Here is a 20670-nt window from a genome sequence, read left to right on the forward strand (position 1 = left end):
GTTATCAAGGTTATGTTGAACCAGGCTAACCTTCCCTAAGTATTTCTACTTATTTAGGTTAAACGAATCGCACACCGGATTTGATATTATAAGTAATATCCAGAAATAATATTATATTTTTGCACTAAAATGTCAGTCACTACTCATCAATTAATTCAGTGGAAACAACAAGGGCGGTCAATTGTTGCCCTGACAGCTTATGATTATGCGATCGCCCAACTCATCGATCAAGCAGGCGTAGATATCATCCTAGTCGGCGATTCCCTCGCCATGACAGTCTTAGGCTACGACACAACCCTACCCATAACCCTCGATGAAATGCTGCACCACGCTAAAGCAGTGCGTCGCGGAGTTAAACAAGGATTAATTGTGGTCGATTTGCCGTTTTTGACTTACCAAGAAAGTCCCCAGCAAGCCATGCACTCGGCGGGGAGAGTTTTGAAAGAAACTGGCGCTCAAGCTGTAAAATTAGAAGGTGGATATCCAGCAATGGCTGCCACAGTTTCGCAGCTAACATCCGCCGGAATTCCGGTGATGGGCCACGTCGGTTTAACTCCGCAGTCGGTACACCAACTCGGCTACAAAAAACAAGGAAAAACGGCCCAAGCAGCCGATCGCATCATAGCAGAGTCGATCGCGCTTCAAGAAGCAGGTGCCTTTGCGATCGTCTTAGAACACATTCCCGCAGACTTAGCCGCTCAAATTACCCAAAAATTAACTATTCCCACCATTGGTATCGGGGCCGGGCCGCACTGCGACGGTCAAGTTTTAGTTACTTCCGATTTGTTGGGATTTTCCGAAAAACAGCCGCCTTTTGCGAAAGCTTACGCCAATTTGCGAGAAACAATTACCCAAGCTGTCAAAGATTATTCCCTTGAAGTTAGAGAAGGCAAATTTCCCGAATAGGTTCGTAGTGAGGACTTGAACCCTTAAAAAGAAGGACTAAAATCCTCACTACAAAGCTAATTTACACTTTCGGCTGGCCCTCTTCCTCTTTATCCTTCTCAACAGCTTCATCCTCAGATTGACCAACCCCTTCCTTAAAACTCCGCAGCGTTTTGCCCAAAGCATTTCCTAACTCAGGAATCTTCTTGGGGCCAAAAATTAGTATGGCCACCACCGCAATAATGCCCATTTCGGGCAATCCCAGACCAAACATACAAAATCTCCTGTAAAACTTGCTCGATCGTAAGTCAATCTACTGATATTGTTAAAGTATCTACCTTTTTTCCTGCATCTTGCAACAGTAGAATCAAGTTTTATTAAGCTATCCCCCGATAAATAGGAATGTTAGAAATATCCCAGCCTTCTCTGCGCGACCAACAGCACCATCTCATCCGCGATTTAGCCGATCGGATGGAAGCAGTATGGCACCGCTATCTCGACCTCGAACCCTACCACCTGCCCGCTGAGTTGGGATATGTAGAAGGCCGCTTGGAAGGAGAAAAACTGATCATTGAAAACCGCTGCTATCAAACGCCCCAGTTCCGCAAAATACACCTCGAACTCGCTAAAGTCGGGCCCTTGCTTGACATTCTGCACTGCGTGATGTTTCCCAGACCGAATTATGCTTTGCCGATGTTCGGTACGGATATCGTAGCAGGCAAAGGCCAAGTTAGCGCCGCGATCGCAGACCTTTCTCCCCTCAATCCCGATCGAACTTTGTCGGAAACCTACCGAACCCAACTGCAAATTTTGCCGATCAATCAATTTTCTTGTCCCCGCCAAATTCCCGAATGGGGGGATATTTTCTCAGAATTTTGTCTGTTTGTGCGGCCAGAGTCGATCGAAGAAAACAGTCGGTTTTTGGATATTGTTGAATCCTACGTTGAAATTCACTGCAAACAGGCAGTCGCTTCCGAACCAGTCTCTGCCGCCGAAGCATCGAAAATTCTCGACGCTCAAATTTACTACTGCACCCAGCAGCAGCAAAACGACAAAACCCGCCGCGTACTCGAAAAAGCTTTCGGTCAAGATTGGGCCGAACATTACATGACCGAGGTGCTTTTTGATATCCCTAAATAGCTGAAATTGGTTTACAATACTTCACAGTGGGTGAAAAAAACTTAATCAGGAAATCACCTACTTTATAAGTAATGGGAAAGGAATCACGGGTCAAGGATAAATCATTTTTAAAACCTCCAGGGCGAGGAGTCATCGGTTTAGCGATCGCCGCCACTCTCATTACCACAGGAGTCGGTTTTTGGCAAGTATCTCAACTTAGAAAAGCCGAAGAGTTAAAGGCGGCGGCGGCAGCGGCTGCTGCAACTTCCGTCGCCACCCGCAACAGCGTCACAGCTTTGGGTAGGTTGACTCCCCAGGGGGAAGTTATCAAATTGTCCGCCCCTTCTGCGTCGGAGGGAGCAAGAATTGAACAGTTGCAGGTGGAAGAGGGCGATCGAGTCAGTCAAGGACAAATCATAGCAGTTCTCGATACGCGCGATCGACTCCAAGCAATCCTGCAACAAGCCGACAAAGAAGTCAAAGTCAAACAAGCAGAATTAGCGAAAATTCAAGCAGGCGCAAAAACAGGCGTTGTCGGCGCTCAACAAGCAGAAGTTGCCAAGTTTGAAGCACAACTGCAAAGGGAAAGCGAAGGCGAAGCAGCCAATGTCGCCCGCTTAGAAGCTCAACTGCGAAGAGAAACCGAAGCCGAACAAGCTAACGTCGCCAAGTTTGAGGCACAACTCCAAAGAGAAACCGAAGCCGAACAAGCTAACGTCGCCAAATTTGAGGCACAACTCGAAAGAGAAACAGAGGTGCAGCAGTCCAAATTGGCTAGGCTAGAAGCTCAATTGCGCGGCGAAATTGCGTCTCAAAACGCTACAGTCGATCGGTTCAAAGCCGAATTAACCAACGCCGAAGCCGAGGAACAACGCAATAAAGAACTCTCCCAAACAGGCGCAATTTCTGCTTCCGCCTACGACACCAAACGTTTAGCAGCAGAGACGGCTCGCCAGAGAGTAAAAGAAGCGCAAGCTATATTAGAAAAAACAGTGCAAACACTGCAAGAGCAAATAGTCGAAACGAAAGCAACAATCAAACAAACAGTAGAAACAGGCAAGCAGGAAATCAATCAATCCCGAGCCAATCTCCGACGCAAGTTAGAAACAGGCAGGCAGGAAATTAACCAAGCCAGAGCAACCTTAAATCAAAAAATAGAAACTGGTAGAGAACAAATCAATCAAGCCGAAGCAATACTAAAACAAAAAGCAGAAACAGGCCAAGAACAAATCAATCAAGCCAAAGCAAATCTAGACCAAATTGCCGAAGTCCGTCCCGAAGACGTGCAAGCCGCCCAAGCCGCCGTCGAAAGTGCGATCGCCACAAAACAAAAAACTCAAGTAGACTTAAACTTAAGTTACGTCAAAGCACCCGTATCCGGCTACATCCTCAAAGTTCACAGCCGACAAGGAGAAGCTGTCAACACTCAAGACGGCATCGTAGAACTAGGCGGCACGGATCAAATGTATGCCGTAGCAGAAGTTTACGAAACCGACATCGCCAAAGTGCGAAACGGCCAGCGCGCAACAGTCACCAGCCCGGTTTTTGCAGGCGCTTTGGAAGGAACAGTCGATCGCATCGGCAAACAAATCAGCAAAAAAGATGTCCTCAATACAGACCCCGCCGCCGACACCGACGCGAGAGTTATCGAAGTAAGAATTCGCCTCGATCCGGCATCGAGCAAGAAAGTTGCAACCCTAACAAACTTGCAAGTAGAAGTTAAAATAGACATATAACATGGGTAATTGGTAATTGGTAATTGGTCAGAGGAGCGATCGAGCTTGTTACTCATTACTCGTTCTTCCCTCTTCCTCCTTCCTTATTCCCTTTTCCCTCTTCCTTATTCCCTCTTCCTCCTTCCTTCTTCCTCCCTCTTCCTCCTTCCTTCTTCCTCCTTCCTTATTCCCTCTTCCTCCTTCCTCCTTCCTCCTTCCTTCTTCCTTCTTCCTTCTTCCTTCCTTCTTCCTTCTTCCTTCATTGTATGGCAAAAATACCGCTAGCTTGGGCACAGTTAACCCGCGAAAAAATGCGTTTAGTAATCGCGCTAGCCGGCATTGGATTTGCAGACTTGCTGATGTTTATCCAGTTGGGATTTAGAGATGCGCTGTTTGAAAGTTCCATCAGCTTTCACTCGCAATTAAAAGGGGATATTTTTATCACCAGCACGCAATCTACGGCTTTAATAGCCATGAAAAGCTTTCCCCAACGGCGTTTGTATCAAGCTTTGAGTTTTAATGGCGTTACCGGAATCAGCCCGGTATATCTAGGCTTTGGTTTGTGGAAAAACCCCGCCCCAGACAAAAACAATACCCGCCAACTGATGGTAATCGGTTTTGACCCCGCTCGTCCCATCTTTGAGCTGCCGGAAGTTACAGATAATTTGGACAAAATCAAAATTTCAGATGTCGTTTTATTCGATCGAGCTTCCCGCCCGGAGTTTGGGCCAGTAGCAGAATATTTCAACCAGGGAAAGCCTGTGGAAACTGAAATAGATAACCGCCGCGTTACTGTAGAGGGGTTATTTACTTTAGGAGCATCTTTCGGTGCTGATGGCAATATTATTACCAGCGATTTGAACTTTCTGCGGATTTTTCACAGTAGAAGAACTAGAGGCTTAATTGATGTCGGAATTGTTCACTTGCAGCCGGGAACTGATGTCAAGGCAGTGATTGCAAAAATGAGGGCAAGTTTACCGCAAGACGTGACAATTGCTTCTAAAGAAGAGTTTGTAGCTTTTGAGAAAAAATATTGGGAGGAAAGCACGGCGATCGGATTTATTTTTACTCTCGGCGCGTCAATGGGGTTTATCGTTGGCATCGTGATTGTCTATCAAATTCTCTATACTGATGTTAATGACCATTTGCCAGAATACGCTACGTTAAAGGCGATGGGATATAAAGACGGTTACTTTTTGAGTGTGGTTTTTCAAGAGGCTTTAATTTTGGCAATCCTTGGTTATCTGCCAGGACTTGGGATTTCTGTGGGGCTATACGGTTTAGCTAGAACTGCTACGAGTTTACCGATGTACATGACTTTGGGAAAAGTTGTAACTGTGTTTACAATGACAGTGATCATGTGTTCTGTGTCGGGGGCGATCGCAGTTAGGAAGTTGCAGGCGGCTGACCCGGCTGATATTTTTTAAGGAAGTCAGCAGTCATTAGTCATCAGTCATTAGTTATTTGTTCTGTCTAATAACCAATAACCAATGCCCACTTCTTTTCCCGATCGGGCATTGGAAGCTGTGCCGATCGAACGCTATGCTAGAGGTGAGTAAGCTGTACTGCATTTAAATTGTAGATATCGATCGCATATCAAAAATCGTCAAATCCTCGGACCCTCTCCCCGAATCCCCCTCTCCCCGAATCCCCCTCTCCCTCGGTTATACGCTATGACACAAAGCTTCAAGCCCACAGCGTTGCCTCCCGCCTTTCCCGATCACACGCAACTCCCAGAATCTGACGGCACGTTTGTGAAAAACTTTCAAGAACATCCGCAGAGTATCCTGCTCACAGACTCCCTGGAAATTACGCTGCAAAATCTTCATCCTGACGGACAATATGCGATCGGGCAAGATTGCGGTATCTACTGGCGCGAAACTGACCCTCCAGAAAAGGGTGCAGAAGCCCCTGACTGGTTCTACGTCCCCAACGTTCCGCCGAGATTAGACGGGCAATACCGCCGTTCCTACGTGCTGTGGCGCGAGTATATTGTGCCGCTGATTGCGATCGAATTTGCTTCGGGTGATGGTTCTGAAGAACTCGACAGCACTCCCTTATCTGCTTTACCCTCTGGCGGAAACCAGAAACCAGGAAAATTTTGGGTATACGAGCGGATTATCAGGATTCCCTACTACGCTATCTATAAAATCCAAACAAGTGAATTAGAAGTCTACAACTGTGTGAATACTCGGTATCGGCGCTTGGAACCGAACGATCGCGGACATTACCCGATCGACCTGATGGGAGTAGAGTTAGGTGTATGGTCGGGTAGCTATCAAAATCAGACGCAGGAGTGGTTGCGCTGGTGGGATAACCAAGGCAATTTATTGCTGACAGGAAGCGAACGAGCTAGGCTCGAAAGCCTGCGCGCCGAACAGGAACGCCAACGGGCAGATCGCGAACGAGAACAAAAAGAGCGATTGGCTGCTTATTTGCGATCGCAGGGAATCGATCCCGATCGTATATGAGCCTGGGCTGTTGCTCTATATGGCATTAATTTTATATTTTTAAATATAGCCATTACTATGAACACTGTACCAGTTGTCTCAATTAAAAATCTAAATCATTCATTCGGCGAAGGACAACTTCGCAAACAGACATTATTTGACATCAACCTAGAAATTTATCCTGGCGAAATCGTGCTGATGACTGGGCCTTCGGGGTCTGGTAAAACAACATTGTTAACCTTGATTGGAGCTTTGCGATCGATCCAAGAAGGTAGTCTTAAAATTCTCGACCAAGAATTGCGGGGAACCGCGAAAAATAAATTAGTTAAAGTCCGTCGCGACATCGGCTATATTTTCCAAGGTCACAATTTGCTCAAATGCTTGACAGCTAGGCAAAACGTGCAAATGTCTTTAGAACTGCACACCCATCTTTCTCGCCAAGAAACTAATGATAGAATAGAGGGAATGCTGGAAGCTGTGGGGTTGGGAGACAGAATAGATTATTACCCAAGCAGTCTTTCTGGCGGACAGAAACAAAGAGTTGCGATCGCCCGGGCGTTAGTCAGCCAGCCGAAATTAGTATTAGCAGACGAACCCACAGCAGCCCTAGACAGTAAATCAGGTAGAGATGTGGTAGAAATTATGCGAGGTTTGGCCAAAGAACAGCACTGCACTATTTTGCTTGTCACCCACGACAACCGCATTTTAGATATAGCCGATCGCATTATTCACATGGAAGACGGCTACCTCGCACAAGATACATCAACAGCGGCTGCCACAGGCGTTCTTTCGGGAAAATAATATTAATCCACCTCAACTTATTTCCGAGAACCGGGACGCTTTCCTCCTACCTTGGCAGGACTTTTTGTTGCACCTTTGGCTGGAGTTTTAGAACTACTTTTGCCACTTTTTTGACCTTTAGCTCCTGTCAACTGGCTCTCAAGGTCATTTGCAGGTCTACCAGCAGGCGTTCTCGTAGTTCTAAAGGTAACATTCACCCCTTCATTCGACTGTTCCAGCACCAACATCGGCGTCGGCTTGGCTTTTTGATCCCACTCAATATGAACGATGCGACCTTGAATGGTCGGCTGCCAACTGTCGTGGTCGTCTGAAGGACTCAGATAAGTTTCCAAACAGTCAATAATTTGATTAATTGTCGCTGATGTTGCCTGAGTCGGCAGTTTCATCAGCTTAATTTGAATCCGAAACAGCACACGTTTTTCTATTTTTACCGCCGGATCGCCAGTTTCGTATTCGATATCAAACATCGAATCTACTTGCCTGCCGCTGCCGGCAGTCCCGTTTTTATCTCCCACTGCACCCTGAGTCGGACGCAGAGCAATACTAATTTTTTCTTTAACTTTTACCTTGATCTGGTTCACAATGGCAAAGTGAAATACTTCTTCCGCCATCCGCATTCTCAGGTAGTCTAAATTAAAGTCTCGCGAGTGGATAAGGTCGGGATTCTTTTCCATCTTTGACATGGTTTCCAGAGCCATTTTGTATTTTTTCTGGAGTTCTCGATTTCTAAACTCCTCAAATTTGAGCTTTTTGTTCAAATCGTCGAGTTTTAGCTTGGTAAACACCGCTAAACCGATAAGCAATAACAACAGTAATCCCGCCCCTCCTATTAAGAGTTGGTCTGAGGACGGATCTCCGGGTTTAGCCTTTTTAGGTTTGGGAGAGGCTACTGCCAACCTTGGTTCTACAAGGATTATTTGGGTTGACATGGGCTTTTAAAGGGTAAAATTTGACGCTATATTTATACAGGACTCCAGAGTAAAGCTGGTAGTGCAACTGGATCAACCAACATTGACATCATTCCACCATCATCTTGGTACAACTGGATTTCTGCAACTGGAACACGCACCCTCTAATTAATACTTTATCTTTAACTGCAAGCCGGTTTCCGAAATATCGGGAAATCGCGCGCTGGCACTGGCCAATAGAAATGGTGAATTGTCTGTAATATATTATACCAATACAGCTAAAAAAAATGTTGGTTCGGCGGTCTCCGTTTCTAGAAAAATAAAAAGAAATACACATAAATTAATAGTAACTCTGGGAGCCAGCAGCGGAAAACCTCAAGGAGAACAGCCGATCGCCCGGGCGATCGAGGGGCGGACGTTGGGAGAGTGATATATTCCTACTGTGCCCTCACTCCCGCCGTGCAAGCCCACCGAGCGGCTTGCTGTGAGAGTCGAGCTCTCTTTGCGATCGAACAACGTCTCCTTAGCTAAGATTACAGCTAATACCACCAATATTCGATCGTGACCTACGAACCCCTGCACCACAAATATCGCCCTCAGACATTTGCCGAATTAGTCGGTCAAGAGGCGATCGCCCAAACCCTCACCAGCGCCATCCTACAAGAGCGCATAGCACCAGCATATCTATTCACCGGCCCCAGAGGCACCGGTAAAACCTCTAGTGCCAGAATTTTCGCCAAATCCCTCAACTGTATTTCTACGGTTGCCCCCACCCCCACACCCTGCGGCAAATGCAACGTTTGCCAAGAAATTGCCCGAGGTTCCACACTAGATGTCATCGAAATCGACGCAGCCAGCAACACGGGAGTAGATAACATTCGGGATTTGATCGAACGAGCTCAATTTGCTCCCGTACAGTGTCGCTATAAAGTATATGTAATCGACGAAGTTCATATGCTCAGTACCCAGGCATTTAATGCCTTATTAAAAACCCTAGAAGAACCGCCCGATCGCGTTGTATTCGTTCTCGCAACAACCGACCCACAAAGAGTCTTGCCAACCATCATCTCTCGCTGCCAGAAATTCGACTTCCGCCGGATTCCCCTCGACTCAATGACCGCACACTTGCACAAAATTGCCAAATTAGAAAATATTAACATTGCCAGCGATGCAGTACAAATGGTCGCTCAAATCGCCCAAGGAGGTCTGCGAGATGCCGAAAGTTTGCTCGACCAACTAAGCTTATTTCAGGGTGAAGTAACAGTTGAAAAAGTTTGGGATTTAGTCGGCGCAGTCCCCGAAAACGACTTAATGGATTTGCTGCAAGCTATTGATACAGATAACGCTACAGCACTAATAGACATGACCCGCCATCTCATGGATCGCGGTCGGGAACCGCTAATCGTCCTGCAAAGTCTCGCCAGCTTTTACCGAGATTTGCTAATAGCCAAAGCTGCACCAAAGCGGTCAGATTTAGTAGCTTTAACATCGGCAACTTGGGAAAAACTGGGGGATTTTGCCCGCAGTTGGGATGCCGAGTTGATTTTGGCAGGTCAGAAACATTTGCAAACCCACGAAGTGCAAATTAAAAACACTACTCAGCCGCGTTTGTGGCTGGAAGTAACGCTATTGGGATTATTGCCTTCAGCAATTAGAACTCAGTCACAAGCAACAGCCGAACCAGCTAAAAATATTGCTCCACCACCACAAAATTACCCCCCCCAACCCAGGGCGGGCACGGGGGCACCGCCCCTACAATCGGGGGGGAGTCAGACATCTCATATTGAACAATCTTCAGTTCCCAATTCGCAGAATCCTCCGCCTCAATCGCCGCCTGTGGCTAATAAAATAGAAAGCACACCTCCTGCTGCGATTCCCGCACCTGTACCAACTGCGGAAACGAATCAAACAAATTATTCACCGACTAATTCAGCCGATGAAATCGATTTAAATCGAGTGTGGGAACAGGTACTTGACCGCGTGCGGCCGCATGGCACTCAATCGCTGCTTCGCCAACATGGACAGCTAGTAATTTTTAGCAATAATACGGCTCATGTTAAGATTAGTTCGCAGCCGTTGCTCAATATGGTTAAAGACAAAGTAGCTAATATTGAAGAAGCTTTTTTGCAAATTTTTAACCGTCGAGTAACAGTAAAAGTGGGGTTGACAAATCCCGCTGAAACTAATAGTTCCCGCGCCAAGGATTTGCCTACTTCTAACGGACGTGTTGACGAAAATCCTAGGAATTCTCATCCTGTGAGTGATGCGGGCAAACAGGTGCAGAAGTCGGCGGATGCTGAGATTACAGATGATTTTTTGGGGAAGGGTGGAGAAGAACCAAAACACCCGCCAGCGCCTGAAAATACTGGCGTTAATGTGCCGACAATTTCCGAATCGCGATCGCCCACAAACGGCTCTACAGACTCTCAAAATGACTTTAAAGCTCAGGCTATAGCGGTGCGTGATGACGCTCAATATGTCGCGAATACGGCTAGGCAATTGGCTGATATGTTTGACGGGGAAGTAGTCGATTTGTCGGATGACTTGGAGATTTGGGAGTCGGAAACTTTTAGATTGGAATCTGAACCGGATTTTTCCGAGTTATCTTCTGAGTTAGGTGAGGATGATTTTATAGATTGGTAAATGGGCATTGGGCATTGGGCATTGGGCATTGGGCATTGGCTTGATGTGATATCAATTCCGGTTGCACTCTTGGACATGATAGAGGAGACGGCAGTGCCGTCTCCTAATTTCGGCTACTAATAATTTCGATGCAACCGGAAACGATATGATATGTTGTACCATGCTCAAGAACAGGCTGTCAGGCCTGTGAAGCGAAGAGTGAATTTTCTTGTGGGGAGTATGGGTTGGGCAGGAGATCCCGCCCTAAAAGACTTATTGACAATGTGAAAACTTTTAAGCCGATTCCGGTTTTGGTAGCGAAGACGGAAGTACCAACAACTCAGCCGTCGATCGCTTCTCAACCATTTCCTTAGTAATGGTACACCGGGCAACATCCTTGCGCGACGGCAACTCGTACATCACATCCAACATCAATTCTTCCACAATTCCCCGCAGCGCCCGCGCTCCAGTTTTGCGGCGGTATGCTTCCTGGGCGATCGCCCGAATCGCCTCTGGCTTAAAGTCCAACTGCACATTATCCATCTTCAGCAGCTTTTGATACTGCTTAACCAAAGCATTGCGCGGCTCAGTCAAAATCGCCATCAGCGTTTCCTCATCCAGCGGCTCTAACACCGCCGCCACCGGCACCCGCCCAATAAACTCAGGAATCATCCCAAACTTCACCAAATCATCGGGTTCCAGTTGCTTGAGTACATCAGCAGCCCGCTTTTCCTTCGGCTGAGCTTCTCCGGGCTGAATAAAACCCATTGACTTTTTACCAGTTCTCTGCTCTATCACTTTCTCCAGACCGACAAAAGCACCGCCGCAGATAAACATGATATTGCTAGTGTCAATTTGGATGCAGTCTTGGTAGGGATGCTTGCGCCCTCCTTGGGGAGGTACATTGGCGATCGTCCCCTCAAGCATTTTCAACAGCGCCTGCTGCACGCCTTCCCCAGACACATCCCGGGTAATCGAAGGATTTTCGCTTTTGCGGGCAATTTTGTCAATTTCATCAATATAAATAATTCCGCGCTGCGCCTCTTCCACGTCCATATCTGCCACTTGCAGCAGCCGCAGCAAAATATTTTCCACATCTTCCCCAACATAGCCTGCTTCCGTCAGCGTCGTCGCGTCAGCCACCGCAAACGGCACGTCTAGCATATCCGCCAAAGTCTGAGCCAGCAGAGTTTTTCCGCAGCCCGTCGGCCCGATCAACAAAATATTCGATTTTTGCAGTTCTACTTCTTCCGGCGGGTGCTTGCCGCTATTTTTTGCATGGATAAAGCTGAGGCGCTTGTAGTGGTTGTAAACTGCCACCGAGAGCACCTTTTTCGCCTCATCTTGCCCGATGGCGTTTTCGTCGAGGTAATTTTTAATTTCCCTCGGCTTGGGAATTTGGCTCAGCGACATACTTTTGCCGGAGGTAGCGCGGCGCTTTTGCGTCGTTTCCTGCTTCGGAGGCACCGCTGCTGCGGGCACTGCACTCGAATCAAACAACTCCTCATCTAAAATTTCATTGCACAAGTCTACGCATTCGTCGCAGATATACACCCCAGGGCCTGCGATCAACTTGCGTACTTGCTCTTGAGACTTGCCACAAAACGAACATTTTAGATGGGAGTCGTACTTAGACATAACAGCCTCTTAATTCAGTGCAGTGACATTCTCTCCCGCCGTCGGAAGGTTTTCCTTTTCGATAACTCGATCGACCAAACCGTAATTTTTGGCTTCCTCGGCTGACATAAAAAAGTCGCGCTCTGTATCAGCCTCTAATTTGTCGATCGGTTGACCCGTGTGGTGCGCTAGCAGTTGATTCAGCTTACGCTTATGATAAAGGATTTCTTTGGCTTGAATCTCAATATCAACTGCTTGACCTTGAGCGCCTCCAAGCGGCTGGTGGATCATAATCCGGGAACTCGGAAGAGACATCCGCTTACCGTGGGCTCCTGCTGTCAGTAGAAATGCGCCCATACTCGCTGCCAAACCGTAACAAATCGTCACCACATCCGGGCGGATTTGCTGCATTGTGTCATAAATTGCCATGCCGGCCGTCACCGAGCCGCCGGGGGAATTAATGTACATTTGGACATCTTTTTCTGGGTCTTCGGCATCTAGATACAATAGCTGAGCCACTATCGAGTCAGCAACTTCGTCGGTTACGGGAGTTCCTAAAAACACAATTCGCTCCCGCAGCAAGCGCGAGTAAATGTCAAAGGCCCGCTCGCCCATCCCCGACTGTTCTAGTACCATCGGCACTACATTGCTGGGGCTGGAACTGACATCAAAATCGTTATAGCTTGTAATTAGGTAATTGGAAGATTGAGATACAACCATAAGACACCAGTCAAGGATTCTAGACAATTTGCTGCTGCTGATGAAAGCTTTAAATTAAGCCGCCAGCTTTTAACTATTATGCCTCTTCTGAACAGATATCGGGGGAATGGGGAATGGGGAATGGGGAATGGGGCATTGGGCATTGGGTATAGTCGAGCAAAAATCTTGTGACTATTTAACCCAAATTCAACAGTAGCTCGACATTTAACGTAAAATTCGATCGCACTTCAGATACCCCCGATCGATCCCCGCCGTAGGGACACTCCAAGACCCCATTAGTGTCCACTTAAGCTTTCAGCCCGCCAAGTCCACCAGTGGACCCGCTAGTCCGCCAGGGAATGAATTCCCTGTCTAATAGCTAAAGTCCTCCCTATGAGGACTAATGAATTATTCAGTCCTCATAGCGAGGACTTTAGCTTTGAGGCAGGGGTTTAAACCCCTGCCGGACTGCGGGTTTAACGTGTTTGTTGACACGAAGAAGGGCTGGCGTGCGGTGTCGCTACTACTTTGATTCTGCGCCCTAATCTTCGCCTACAACTTCAACTTCGACGCTTGTGGCTGCTTCTGAAGTTTCTGCATCATCTGCATCATCTGCATCTGCATCAGATTCTTCTGCGGCAGGAGTCAGTGAGCCTTCAGGTACGAGTTCGATTGTTCCTTTTTCTTCCAACCATTTCAGGGTTTTTTGTTTGAGCAAGTCTTCTGCTACAAATTCCTGCAACCTTTGGGGGTCAAAATCTCCTTTGGGAAACTGCTTTCTGATTTTTGCTACTTCTGCTTTTACTTCTGCTGGTTCAACAGATAAGGATTCCAGCTTGGCTACTTCTGCCAGAGCTAAATTCTGCTTGAGGCGCTCGATTGCTTCCGGGCGCGAGCGTTCCCGCATCGGGCCCATATTTTCTTCGGTAAACAGTTGGTTGATATCTATGCCGTAATTTTTCAATTGGACGGCTTGTTGATTCAACAAATAATCGATTTCGCGATCGACCATTGTTTCTGGGATTTCCACGTCTATTAGCTGCACGAGCGCTGCTGATATAGCTTTTTCCTTATTTGCTGATGTCTTGTTTTCTTGGTCTGCTTTAAACCGAGTTTCGAGCGATTCGCGCAGTTCTGCTAAAGTTTCAAACTCACTGACTTCTTGGGCGAAGTCGTCGTCCAACTCCGGCAATTCTTTTTCCTTAAGTTCTTTGAGGGTAATCGTAAAGACTGCGGGTTTTCCGGCTAATTCTTCACTGCTATACTCATCTGGGAACTGCACGGAAACTTCTCTAGTTTCTCCCGGATTCATCCCGATCATGCCTTGGATAAAGCCCGGTACAAACTGATTTTCCGACAATTCTACTTGAAAATCTTCTGCTTGACCGCCCGGAATTTCTGCTGGAGTTTCGCCTTCGGCTGCTTCCGCAAATCTACCGGAGAAATCAACCAAAGCCATGTCTCCTAACTGAGCCGGCCGGCCTTCTACAGGGATTAAAGCAGCTTTGTCCGATCGATATTTTGCCAGAACCTCATCTACCTGAGCCTCATCATACTTAGCTTCTTCTGCTTGAAGCTGCAAACCTGTGTACTGACCCATTTTCACTTCGGGTTGTACATCAACCTTTGCCGAAAAAATCAGAGGCTGTTCTGGATCGAACTTCTCTAGTAATTCTTCAAACTCGGTGCGAAGTTCAAAACTGCCAATTGCCGCAATTTTTTCTTGTTCGAGAGCTTTTTGCAGGGAATCATTAATCAAATTTTCCAAAGCCGTCGCCTTCAAACGACTCTGGCCTAGGCGCTGTAGCAAAACTTGACGGGGAACTTTGCCTTTGCGGAACCCAGGAATACTAACCTCGCGAGCAAATTGTTTAATTACTTGCTCGTAAGCTTGTTTTGACTTTTCTGACGGTACTTCGATTTCCAGACCAATTTGGCTAGCTGGAAGTTTTTCCTGGGTTACTTTCATCGGCTTTTTTGATATTTAACAATAGTGTATTGACACTCCCTGACCTAAAGGACAGGGATTCTTAATTCAGCGACTGACCTTAAAATGTTGCGTCCTTTCGGCAATCCTCAAACTTTTTAACCGTAGAAATCCTACCAATTAACGAGCCTGATTCGCAGTCATCCCTTCTTGGTCTATCTCCAAAAGCGTACTAGGATATTTACCTAGAGTTCGGGTATGTCCTACCCTACTTAACAAGACTAAATAGTTTGTTTCTCTGGTTAAAGGAACTGTGTTAAGCCCCTAGCTGTTTATAGAGTTTTCGCCGCTCTGAGTCCCCCGGTTTACGCGCCAAAGTGTGTCGTTAACTGTTTTTATGCACTATGGCCCAGGAGTTTAACCTTGACTACTCTAGAATACTAGAAATTTCCTGACTTTTAGGAAGGGATTTAATAAATTAAAGCCGTCCTAGAAGGACAGGGTTTTAGACCCAATTTCCTTGATAAAATACATACAAATCTGACTTTGCCTGCATTTTAATTTTGTACGCTTTGACTCGTAACGGCACAACTACAACACCTTTACCGGATGAGACTGTAAGTCATTGCCGGCTACTTTTTTGGCTCTTGCCAAATAGTTTTGGTTTGAGGATACTAGCTTTTGCTGCTAGGAATGTGGAGGTTAAGTCCACTAATTGCCGATGCACCATAGCACATATCGCCCTGTGATGTCAATCTTGCCGGTCTCTGCGGCCAGTCAAAGTCAATGGATGCGCCTGCGAAAATGCAGATATATCGCAAAACTTAACCGGATGCGGATTGGGCGTGGGCGATCCTCTTCTGCAAGCTTCGCTAACGGCAAAAGATGCTAAACTGGCATTGGGTACGATCGCACGGATTGATCGGGAAGTTCGATCGGCCTTTTCGCTTAACTGCACCATTGCTATCCTCTCATGCTCCTGATGTCGCATAACATTAATTAAGTTTGATATTGAGAATTGCAGTTATTTAAATTTTTGATTTCGATCGTTTAGACTTTAATTTGTGGAGGAAACTAATTTGTCTCAATCCTATCGAGTTGCCATTTTAGGAGCTACCGGCGCAGTCGGAGCCGAGTTGCTAGAACTCTTGCACAGCAGGAGTTTTCCGATTTCTAACTTGAAGCTGCTGGCTTCGGAACGTTCAGCAGGCACAACTTTGCCTTTTGGCGGCGAGATGCTGCCGGTCGAAGCAGTTTCGGCGCGATCGTTTGATAACGTAGATCTGGTGCTCGCCTCTGCCGGCGGCTCTACTTCTAAATTATGGGCTCCGCAAGCAGTGGCAGCCGGAGCCGTGGTAATTGACAATTCTAGCGCTTTCCGCATGGATGCGAACGTACCGCTAGTGGTTCCCGAAGTCAATCCCCAAGCGGCGGCAGCTCACCGAGGTATAATTGCTAATCCCAACTGCACGACTATTTTGATGGCAGTTGCCGTTTGGCCACTTCACAAAGTTAGGCCGATACAGCGCATCGTTGTAGCAACTTACCAGTCTGCCAGCGGGGCGGGGGCAAGGGCAATGGAGGAAATGAAAGCTCAAGCAAGAGCAATTTTGCAGGGGGAAACTCCCAAAACAGATATATTTCCCTACCCCTTAGCATTTAATTTGTTTCCGCACAACACCCCGATTAATGATTTGGGGTATTGTGAAGAAGAGATGAAAATGGTAAACGAAACTCGGAAGATATTTGGTACGGACGAGATTAAAATTACGGCAACTTGTGTGCGGGTTCCCGTACTGCGGGCTCATTCGGAAGCGATTAATCTAGAGTTTGCAGAGCCTTTTAGCGCGATCGAGGCCAGGGAAATCTTAAAGCAGGCAAGCGGGGTTAAGCTGGTAGAAGACTGGGAAGCTAATTATTTCCCGATGCCTGTCGAGGCCAGCGGTAAGGATGACGTGTTAGTTGGCAGGATTCGCCAAGATATTTCTCACCCCTGCGGGTTGGAAATGTGGCTGTCGGGCGATCAAATTCGCAAAGGGGCGGCTTTAAATGCGGTGCAGATAGCTGAGTTGCTGGCCCAAAAAGATTTGTTGCGAACCCAAGTGGCGGCGGCTTCTACTTAGGGGGAACCCTGGCAATTGGGAAATTGAAATTGGGGATTTTAGATCAACCTTTCATCTGAAATCAAAAATTTAAAATCAAACATCAACAGTCTAAAATCGGAGAAAGTGTGGTAAAGTTTGGACGGGTTCTGACTGCAATGATTACGCCGTTTAAGGAAGACGGCAGCGTTAACTATGCGGTAGCAGAAAAATTGGCAGTTCATTTAGCCGATCGCGGTACAGATAGCTTGGTAGTGTGCGGCACTACTGGCGAGTCTCCCACTATGACCTGGGATGAAGAGTACGAATTATTTCAGGTGGTACAAAAGGCGGTGGCCGGTAAGGCGTTGGTAATCGCAGGAGCCGGATCGAATTCTACTTCAGAAGCAGTAGCAGCTACCCAAAAAGCAGCTAAACTAGGGTTAGATGGTTGTTTGCAGGTGGTTCCTTATTACAACAAGCCGCCGCAAGAAGGTTTATATAATCATTTTCGGGCGATCGCGCAATCTGCTCCCGAATTGCCTATAATGTTATATAACATCCCCGGTCGCACTGGTCAGAATATGTTGCCGGAGACGGTGGCTAGATTGGCAGAAATCCCCAACATTGTGGCCGTAAAAGAAGCCAGTGGCAACTTGGATCAAGCAAGTCAAATTCGGTGCTTGACATCCCCTGAATTTGCCATCTATTCTGGAGATGATTCCCTAACTTTGCCAATGTTGGCGGTAGGAGGATCTGGTGTAGTTAGCGTAGCCAGCCATCTGGTAGGAGAGCAACTGCAACAGATGATCAAAGCTTTCGAGGCCGGTCAAGTTCAAGTCGCTACCCAGATTCACTTGCAACTTTTTGACCTGTTTAAAGCTCTTTTTCTCACCACAAATCCCATTCCCGTCAAGACAGCTCTCAAACTTCAAGGCTGGGATGTAGGCTCCACCCGTCCGCCCCTGTGCGATCCGCCCGTTGAGGTAACTCAAAAGTTAAAGGACGTACTGAGTCAGCTAGCAGCAGTATCAGCTAGCTAGACGAGCGAGAACGAGTTTTCAGACAACTGAATATTGGTTGTGATAAGTCATTAGTTGTTAGTCATTAGTCATTAGTAATTAACTGTTAGTAATTAGCTAACAGTCAAAAAATAAAGACTGAGGATTAAAGACTGAAGGCAAAAGACAACTGACTGTAGGGGATAGTAAAACCCCGTAGGGGAGTTTTCCACAAATATCTTGGAAAAAATCGCCCCCATCAACGAACAACAGATAAAAACCTCCCAAAAAGCTTGTCTTGAACAGGCAGGATGCCTGTTCCACAGGGATTATTGGAGAGGTGTAGACAGTAGGCGACAGACGACAGACAACAGTCAACAGTCAACAGTCAACAGTCAACAGTTAACAGACCAATAACAAAAATAACTAACAAAGGATACGCATGATCAAAAATACAACTGCATCTGCTCTAAAAGTTATTCCCCTCGGCGGGCTGCACGAAATCGGTAAAAACACTTGTGTGTTCGAGTACGGCGACGAAATCATTCTTTTAGATGCCGGTTTAGCGTTCCCGACAGATGGAATGCACGGGGTAAATATTGTCCTCCCAGACATGACTTACCTGCGGGAAAACAGCCATAAAATTAAAGGTATGATCGTGACTCACGGTCACGAAGACCACATCGGGGGAATTCCTTACCACCTCAAACAATTTGAAATTCCGGTCATCTACGGCCCCCGTTTGGCGATGGCATTGCTAGCCGGAAAACTCGAAGAAGCCGGAGTGTCTCACCGCACTGAATTGAGAACGGTTCGACCCAGGGATACTGTAAGAATTGGCAAGAATTTCTTAGTCGAATACATCCGCAACACTCACTCGATGGCCGACAGTTTTACTGTGGCAATTCACACTCCCGTGGGAATTGTTATCCACACCGGAGACTTTAAAATTGACCACACTCCTGTAGACGGCGAGCATTTTGATTTGCAAAAGCTAGCCGAGTACGGCGAGAAAGGCGTGCTGTGCTTGATCAGCGATTCTACTAACTCGGAAGTTCCCGGTTTTACCGCTTCGGAAAGTTCTGTGGCGCCGAATTTAGACAGAATTATCGCTCAAGCACCGGGAAGAGTGCTGCTGACGACTTTTGCTTCGTCGGTACACCGATTGCAAATTGTTTTGGACTTGGCTAAGAAAAACAATCGGTATGTCGGAGTGGTTGGCCGGTCGATGCTTAACGTCATCGCTCACTGCCGCAATCTCGGCTACATCAAATGCGAAGATAGTATTTTCAAACCGCTGAAAGAAATCCGCAATTTGGCTGAAGACAAGGTGCTGATTTTAACTACAGGTTCCCAAGGCGAACCGATGGCGGCGATGACTCGCATTGCTAACGGCGAACATCACGAACTGAAAATCAGAAAGGGCGATACAGTCATTTTCTCGGCTAATCCGATTCCCGGAAATACGATCGCAGTGGTAAACACGATCGATAAACTGATGATGCTGGGAGCACACGTGGTTTACGGCCGCGACAAAGGCATTCACGTTTCCGGCCACGGCTGTCAAGAAGACCAAAAGTTAATGATTAACATGACTCGTCCCAAGTTCTTCTTGCCAGTGCACGGGGAACACCGGATGCTGATCCAGCACTCCAAGACGGCTCAAAGCATGGGCATTCCCGCTAGCAATATGGTGATTATTGACAACGGCGATGTCGTAGAGTTGACTGAAAATTCGATACGGGTGGCTGGTCAAGTGCCTTCAGGAATTGAATTAGTAGATGCTTCTCGATCGGGCGTTGTCAAAGCCAGCGTCCTCAAGGAACGTCAGCAGTTGGCCGGAGATGGCGTTGTAACTGTAGCGGCGGCTTTGAATTGGGAAGGCAAATTAGTTGCCAAACCAGAAGTTCACTTGAAAGGTGTAGTGACATCAGCCGATCGCGCCGAGGTGATCAAATTAATCACTCAAACCATTGAAACAGTTTTGAGCGATCGCTGGTCAGAATTTGTAAAACCTGCTACTTCAGACTCACAAGTTGATGTTGACTGGGTAGGAGTTCAAACGCAAATAGAAAAGGCTATTCAGCGAGTGATGCGCCGGGAACTGCAAAGCAATCCGCTGCTGGTATTCCTGATGCAGATTCCAGAAGAAGCAGTGCGATCGGAAAAAGCAGCAGTATCTCCAGGTTCCCTGGAAGCACCTAAGCTATTATCATCGCAATCATCGCCATCATCGCCATCATCGCCATCATCCCCATCCTTGCCATCTCCTGCCAATCAGGTGACGGGTCGGCGCCGTCCCCGGACTGCTGCAAGGGCAGCTTCCTAGTGCGATAATTTCCTGACGCACTGCGAACAAAGAAAGGAGTTTTAGGTTTGTAGTTGCGCTTGGACGCCCAAGCGCAACTACAAACCTAGATTTGATTTCATAAGTAGCTCCACCTCAAAAATGTCAGTATAGAGCGACGTAACTCCTGATAGGAATTCCGGTTCTATTGGAATGATTAAACCGCAGAGGGCGCAGAGGAGACAGAGAAACGGAAGAGACAGATGAATCATTCCGATGTCAACGGATTTGATATGATATCTATTTTGCTAAGACATTTAAACTTGTCAAGATTGAAGAGTTGCGACTCGATGTATTTCAGGAAGCAGCTACTTACCTAATCCGCCGGGATTTGTAGGATTTTCTCGGTTAGGGAAGGAGTAGTTTTTAAACCGTAAATAAACGCAAGTGAACGCCGATAGTTATTTAAATCTATCTGCGTTCACCAAAAAACGAGCGAGAAGCCCCTGGCTTCAGACATGGGGAGGAAAGCGGCTGCGACTTCAGTCGCCTTGAATC

At 47.0% G+C, this 20670-nt stretch carries 18 protein-coding genes; 10 read left to right on the plus strand and 8 right to left on the minus strand.

The window, feature by feature from the left end; genetic code table 11:
- Nucleotides 1-129 precede the first annotated feature (129 nt).
- Nucleotides 130-906: a 3-methyl-2-oxobutanoate hydroxymethyltransferase gene (panB, locus tag QUB06_RS30965; RefSeq protein ID WP_333438543.1), complete on the plus strand. Its 777-nt coding sequence runs from the start codon at nt 130-132 to the stop codon at nt 904-906.
- 61 nt (nt 907-967) lie between these two features.
- Here panB and tatA read toward each other — a convergent pair whose 3' ends face one another.
- A complete protein-coding gene (tatA, locus tag QUB06_RS30970) occupies nt 968-1159 on the minus strand; it encodes a twin-arginine translocase TatA/TatE family subunit (RefSeq protein WP_006632937.1) in 192 nt (63 codons plus the stop codon).
- Between the two features lie 128 nt (nt 1160-1287).
- Here tatA and QUB06_RS30975 point away from each other — a divergent pair, with 128 nt between their 5' ends.
- On the plus strand, nt 1288-2025 hold the full coding sequence (locus tag QUB06_RS30975) for a phycocyanobilin:ferredoxin oxidoreductase (protein WP_333438544.1): 738 nt from the start codon (nt 1288-1290) through the stop codon (nt 2023-2025).
- Between the two features lie 71 nt (nt 2026-2096).
- The gene (locus QUB06_RS30980) at nt 2097-3740 is read left to right on the plus strand and encodes an HlyD family efflux transporter periplasmic adaptor subunit (protein WP_333438545.1); all 1644 of its coding nucleotides are present in this window, start codon (nt 2097-2099) and stop codon (nt 3738-3740) included.
- Between the two features lie 48 nt (nt 3741-3788).
- Here the strand turns inward: QUB06_RS30980 and QUB06_RS30985 are convergent, their stop codons facing one another.
- Nucleotides 3789-4013, minus strand: a complete 225-nt coding sequence (locus QUB06_RS30985; RefSeq protein ID WP_333438556.1) for a hypothetical protein — start codon at nt 4011-4013, stop codon at nt 3789-3791.
- Between QUB06_RS30985 and devC the strand changes: the two genes are divergently transcribed.
- The 3 genes from devC to QUB06_RS31000 all read left to right on the plus strand — a co-directional run bounded on the left by devC (nt 3986) and on the right by QUB06_RS31000 (nt 6970).
- A complete protein-coding gene (gene devC / locus QUB06_RS30990) occupies nt 3986-5146 on the plus strand; it encodes an ABC transporter permease DevC (RefSeq protein WP_333438546.1) in 1161 nt (386 codons plus the stop codon). The two genes, QUB06_RS30985 and devC, sit on opposite strands and share 28 nt — an antisense overlap.
- Nucleotides 5147-5392: 246 nt before the next feature.
- Nucleotides 5393-6190 (plus strand): Uma2 family endonuclease, encoded by a 798-nt coding sequence (locus QUB06_RS30995; RefSeq protein WP_333438547.1) that lies wholly within the window; start codon nt 5393-5395, stop codon nt 6188-6190.
- A 57-nt stretch (nt 6191-6247) separates the two neighbouring features.
- The gene (locus QUB06_RS31000) at nt 6248-6970 is read left to right on the plus strand and encodes a DevA family ABC transporter ATP-binding protein (protein WP_333438548.1); all 723 of its coding nucleotides are present in this window, start codon (nt 6248-6250) and stop codon (nt 6968-6970) included.
- Between the two features lie 17 nt (nt 6971-6987).
- Here the strand turns inward: QUB06_RS31000 and QUB06_RS31005 are convergent, their stop codons facing one another.
- Nucleotides 6988-7899, minus strand: a complete 912-nt coding sequence (locus QUB06_RS31005) for a hypothetical protein (protein WP_333438549.1) — start codon at nt 7897-7899, stop codon at nt 6988-6990.
- 354 nt (nt 7900-8253) lie between these two features.
- Nucleotides 8254-8463: a hypothetical protein gene (locus QUB06_RS31010; protein WP_333438550.1), complete on the minus strand. Its 210-nt coding sequence runs from the start codon at nt 8461-8463 to the stop codon at nt 8254-8256.
- On the opposite strand from QUB06_RS31010, the gene QUB06_RS31015 reads away from it, so the two are divergent.
- Nucleotides 8440-10521 (plus strand): DNA polymerase III subunit gamma/tau, encoded by a 2082-nt coding sequence (locus QUB06_RS31015; protein ID WP_333438551.1) that lies wholly within the window; start codon nt 8440-8442, stop codon nt 10519-10521. The genes QUB06_RS31010 and QUB06_RS31015 overlap by 24 nt on opposite strands.
- Before the next feature lie 273 nt (nt 10522-10794).
- On the opposite strand, the gene clpX is transcribed toward QUB06_RS31015, so the two are convergent.
- From clpX to QUB06_RS31035, 4 genes are all read right to left on the minus strand, one after another.
- Complete coding sequence (clpX, locus tag QUB06_RS31020; RefSeq protein ID WP_333138491.1) at nt 10795-12138, minus strand: ATP-dependent protease ATP-binding subunit ClpX; 1344 nt, start codon at nt 12136-12138, stop codon at nt 10795-10797.
- 9 nt (nt 12139-12147) lie between these two features.
- Entirely contained in the window at nt 12148-12837 is a 690-nt protein-coding gene (gene clpP / locus QUB06_RS31025) for an ATP-dependent Clp endopeptidase proteolytic subunit ClpP (protein WP_333045253.1), read from the minus strand.
- Between the two features lie 520 nt (nt 12838-13357).
- Entirely contained in the window at nt 13358-14785 is a 1428-nt protein-coding gene (gene tig, locus QUB06_RS31030; protein WP_333438552.1) for a trigger factor, read from the minus strand.
- 709 nt (nt 14786-15494) lie between these two features.
- Nucleotides 15495-15704 carry a hypothetical protein gene (locus tag QUB06_RS31035; protein WP_333438553.1) on the minus strand — a complete coding sequence of 70 codons (210 nt, stop codon included), beginning with the start codon at nt 15702-15704 and terminating at the stop codon, nt 15495-15497.
- A 118-nt stretch (nt 15705-15822) separates the two neighbouring features.
- Between QUB06_RS31035 and QUB06_RS31040 the strand changes: the two genes are divergently transcribed.
- The 3 genes from QUB06_RS31040 (at nt 15823) to QUB06_RS31050 (ending at nt 20154) form a co-directional block, all read left to right on the plus strand.
- Complete coding sequence (locus QUB06_RS31040; RefSeq protein ID WP_333438554.1) at nt 15823-16866, plus strand: aspartate-semialdehyde dehydrogenase; 1044 nt, start codon at nt 15823-15825, stop codon at nt 16864-16866.
- A gap of 107 nt (nt 16867-16973) precedes the next feature.
- Nucleotides 16974-17867 (plus strand): 4-hydroxy-tetrahydrodipicolinate synthase, encoded by an 894-nt coding sequence (dapA, locus tag QUB06_RS31045; RefSeq protein WP_333138498.1) that lies wholly within the window; start codon nt 16974-16976, stop codon nt 17865-17867.
- Between the two features lie 400 nt (nt 17868-18267).
- Nucleotides 18268-20154, plus strand: a complete 1887-nt coding sequence (locus tag QUB06_RS31050; RefSeq protein ID WP_333438555.1) for a ribonuclease J — start codon at nt 18268-18270, stop codon at nt 20152-20154.
- The last annotated feature ends 516 nt before the right edge of the window (nt 20155-20670 follow it).

The sequence above is a fragment of the Microcoleus sp. D2_18a_D3 genome, from assembly GCF_036702455.1.
In the GTDB taxonomy this organism is placed as follows: Bacteria; Cyanobacteriota; Cyanobacteriia; order Cyanobacteriales; family Microcoleaceae; genus Microcoleus.

Bases quoted from the DNA above. Each gene is read 5' to 3' on its own strand.
- tig (WP_333438552.1), bottom strand. From the start codon at position 14,785: ATGAAAGTAACCCAGGAAAAACTTCCAGCTAGCCAAATTGGTCTGGAA.
- QUB06_RS30980 (WP_333438545.1), top strand. From the start codon at position 2,097: ATGGGAAAGGAATCACGGGTCAAGGATAAATCATTTTTAAAACCTCCA.
- QUB06_RS31000 (WP_333438548.1), top strand. From the start codon at position 6,248: ATGAACACTGTACCAGTTGTCTCAATTAAAAATCTAAATCATTCATTC.
- QUB06_RS31005 (WP_333438549.1), bottom strand. From the start codon at position 7,899: ATGTCAACCCAAATAATCCTTGTAGAACCAAGGTTGGCAGTAGCCTCT.
- panB (WP_333438543.1), top strand. From the start codon at position 130: ATGTCAGTCACTACTCATCAATTAATTCAGTGGAAACAACAAGGGCGG.
- QUB06_RS30975 (WP_333438544.1), top strand. From the start codon at position 1,288: ATGTTAGAAATATCCCAGCCTTCTCTGCGCGACCAACAGCACCATCTC.
- QUB06_RS31035 (WP_333438553.1), bottom strand. From the start codon at position 15,704: ATGGTGCAGTTAAGCGAAAAGGCCGATCGAACTTCCCGATCAATCCGT.
- clpP (WP_333045253.1), bottom strand. From the start codon at position 12,837: ATGGTTGTATCTCAATCTTCCAATTACCTAATTACAAGCTATAACGAT.
- devC (WP_333438546.1), top strand. From the start codon at position 3,986: ATGGCAAAAATACCGCTAGCTTGGGCACAGTTAACCCGCGAAAAAATG.
- clpX (WP_333138491.1), bottom strand. From the start codon at position 12,138: ATGTCTAAGTACGACTCCCATCTAAAATGTTCGTTTTGTGGCAAGTCT.
- QUB06_RS30995 (WP_333438547.1), top strand. From the start codon at position 5,393: ATGACACAAAGCTTCAAGCCCACAGCGTTGCCTCCCGCCTTTCCCGAT.
- QUB06_RS31050 (WP_333438555.1), top strand. From the start codon at position 18,268: ATGATCAAAAATACAACTGCATCTGCTCTAAAAGTTATTCCCCTCGGC.
- tatA (WP_006632937.1), bottom strand. From the start codon at position 1,159: ATGTTTGGTCTGGGATTGCCCGAAATGGGCATTATTGCGGTGGTGGCC.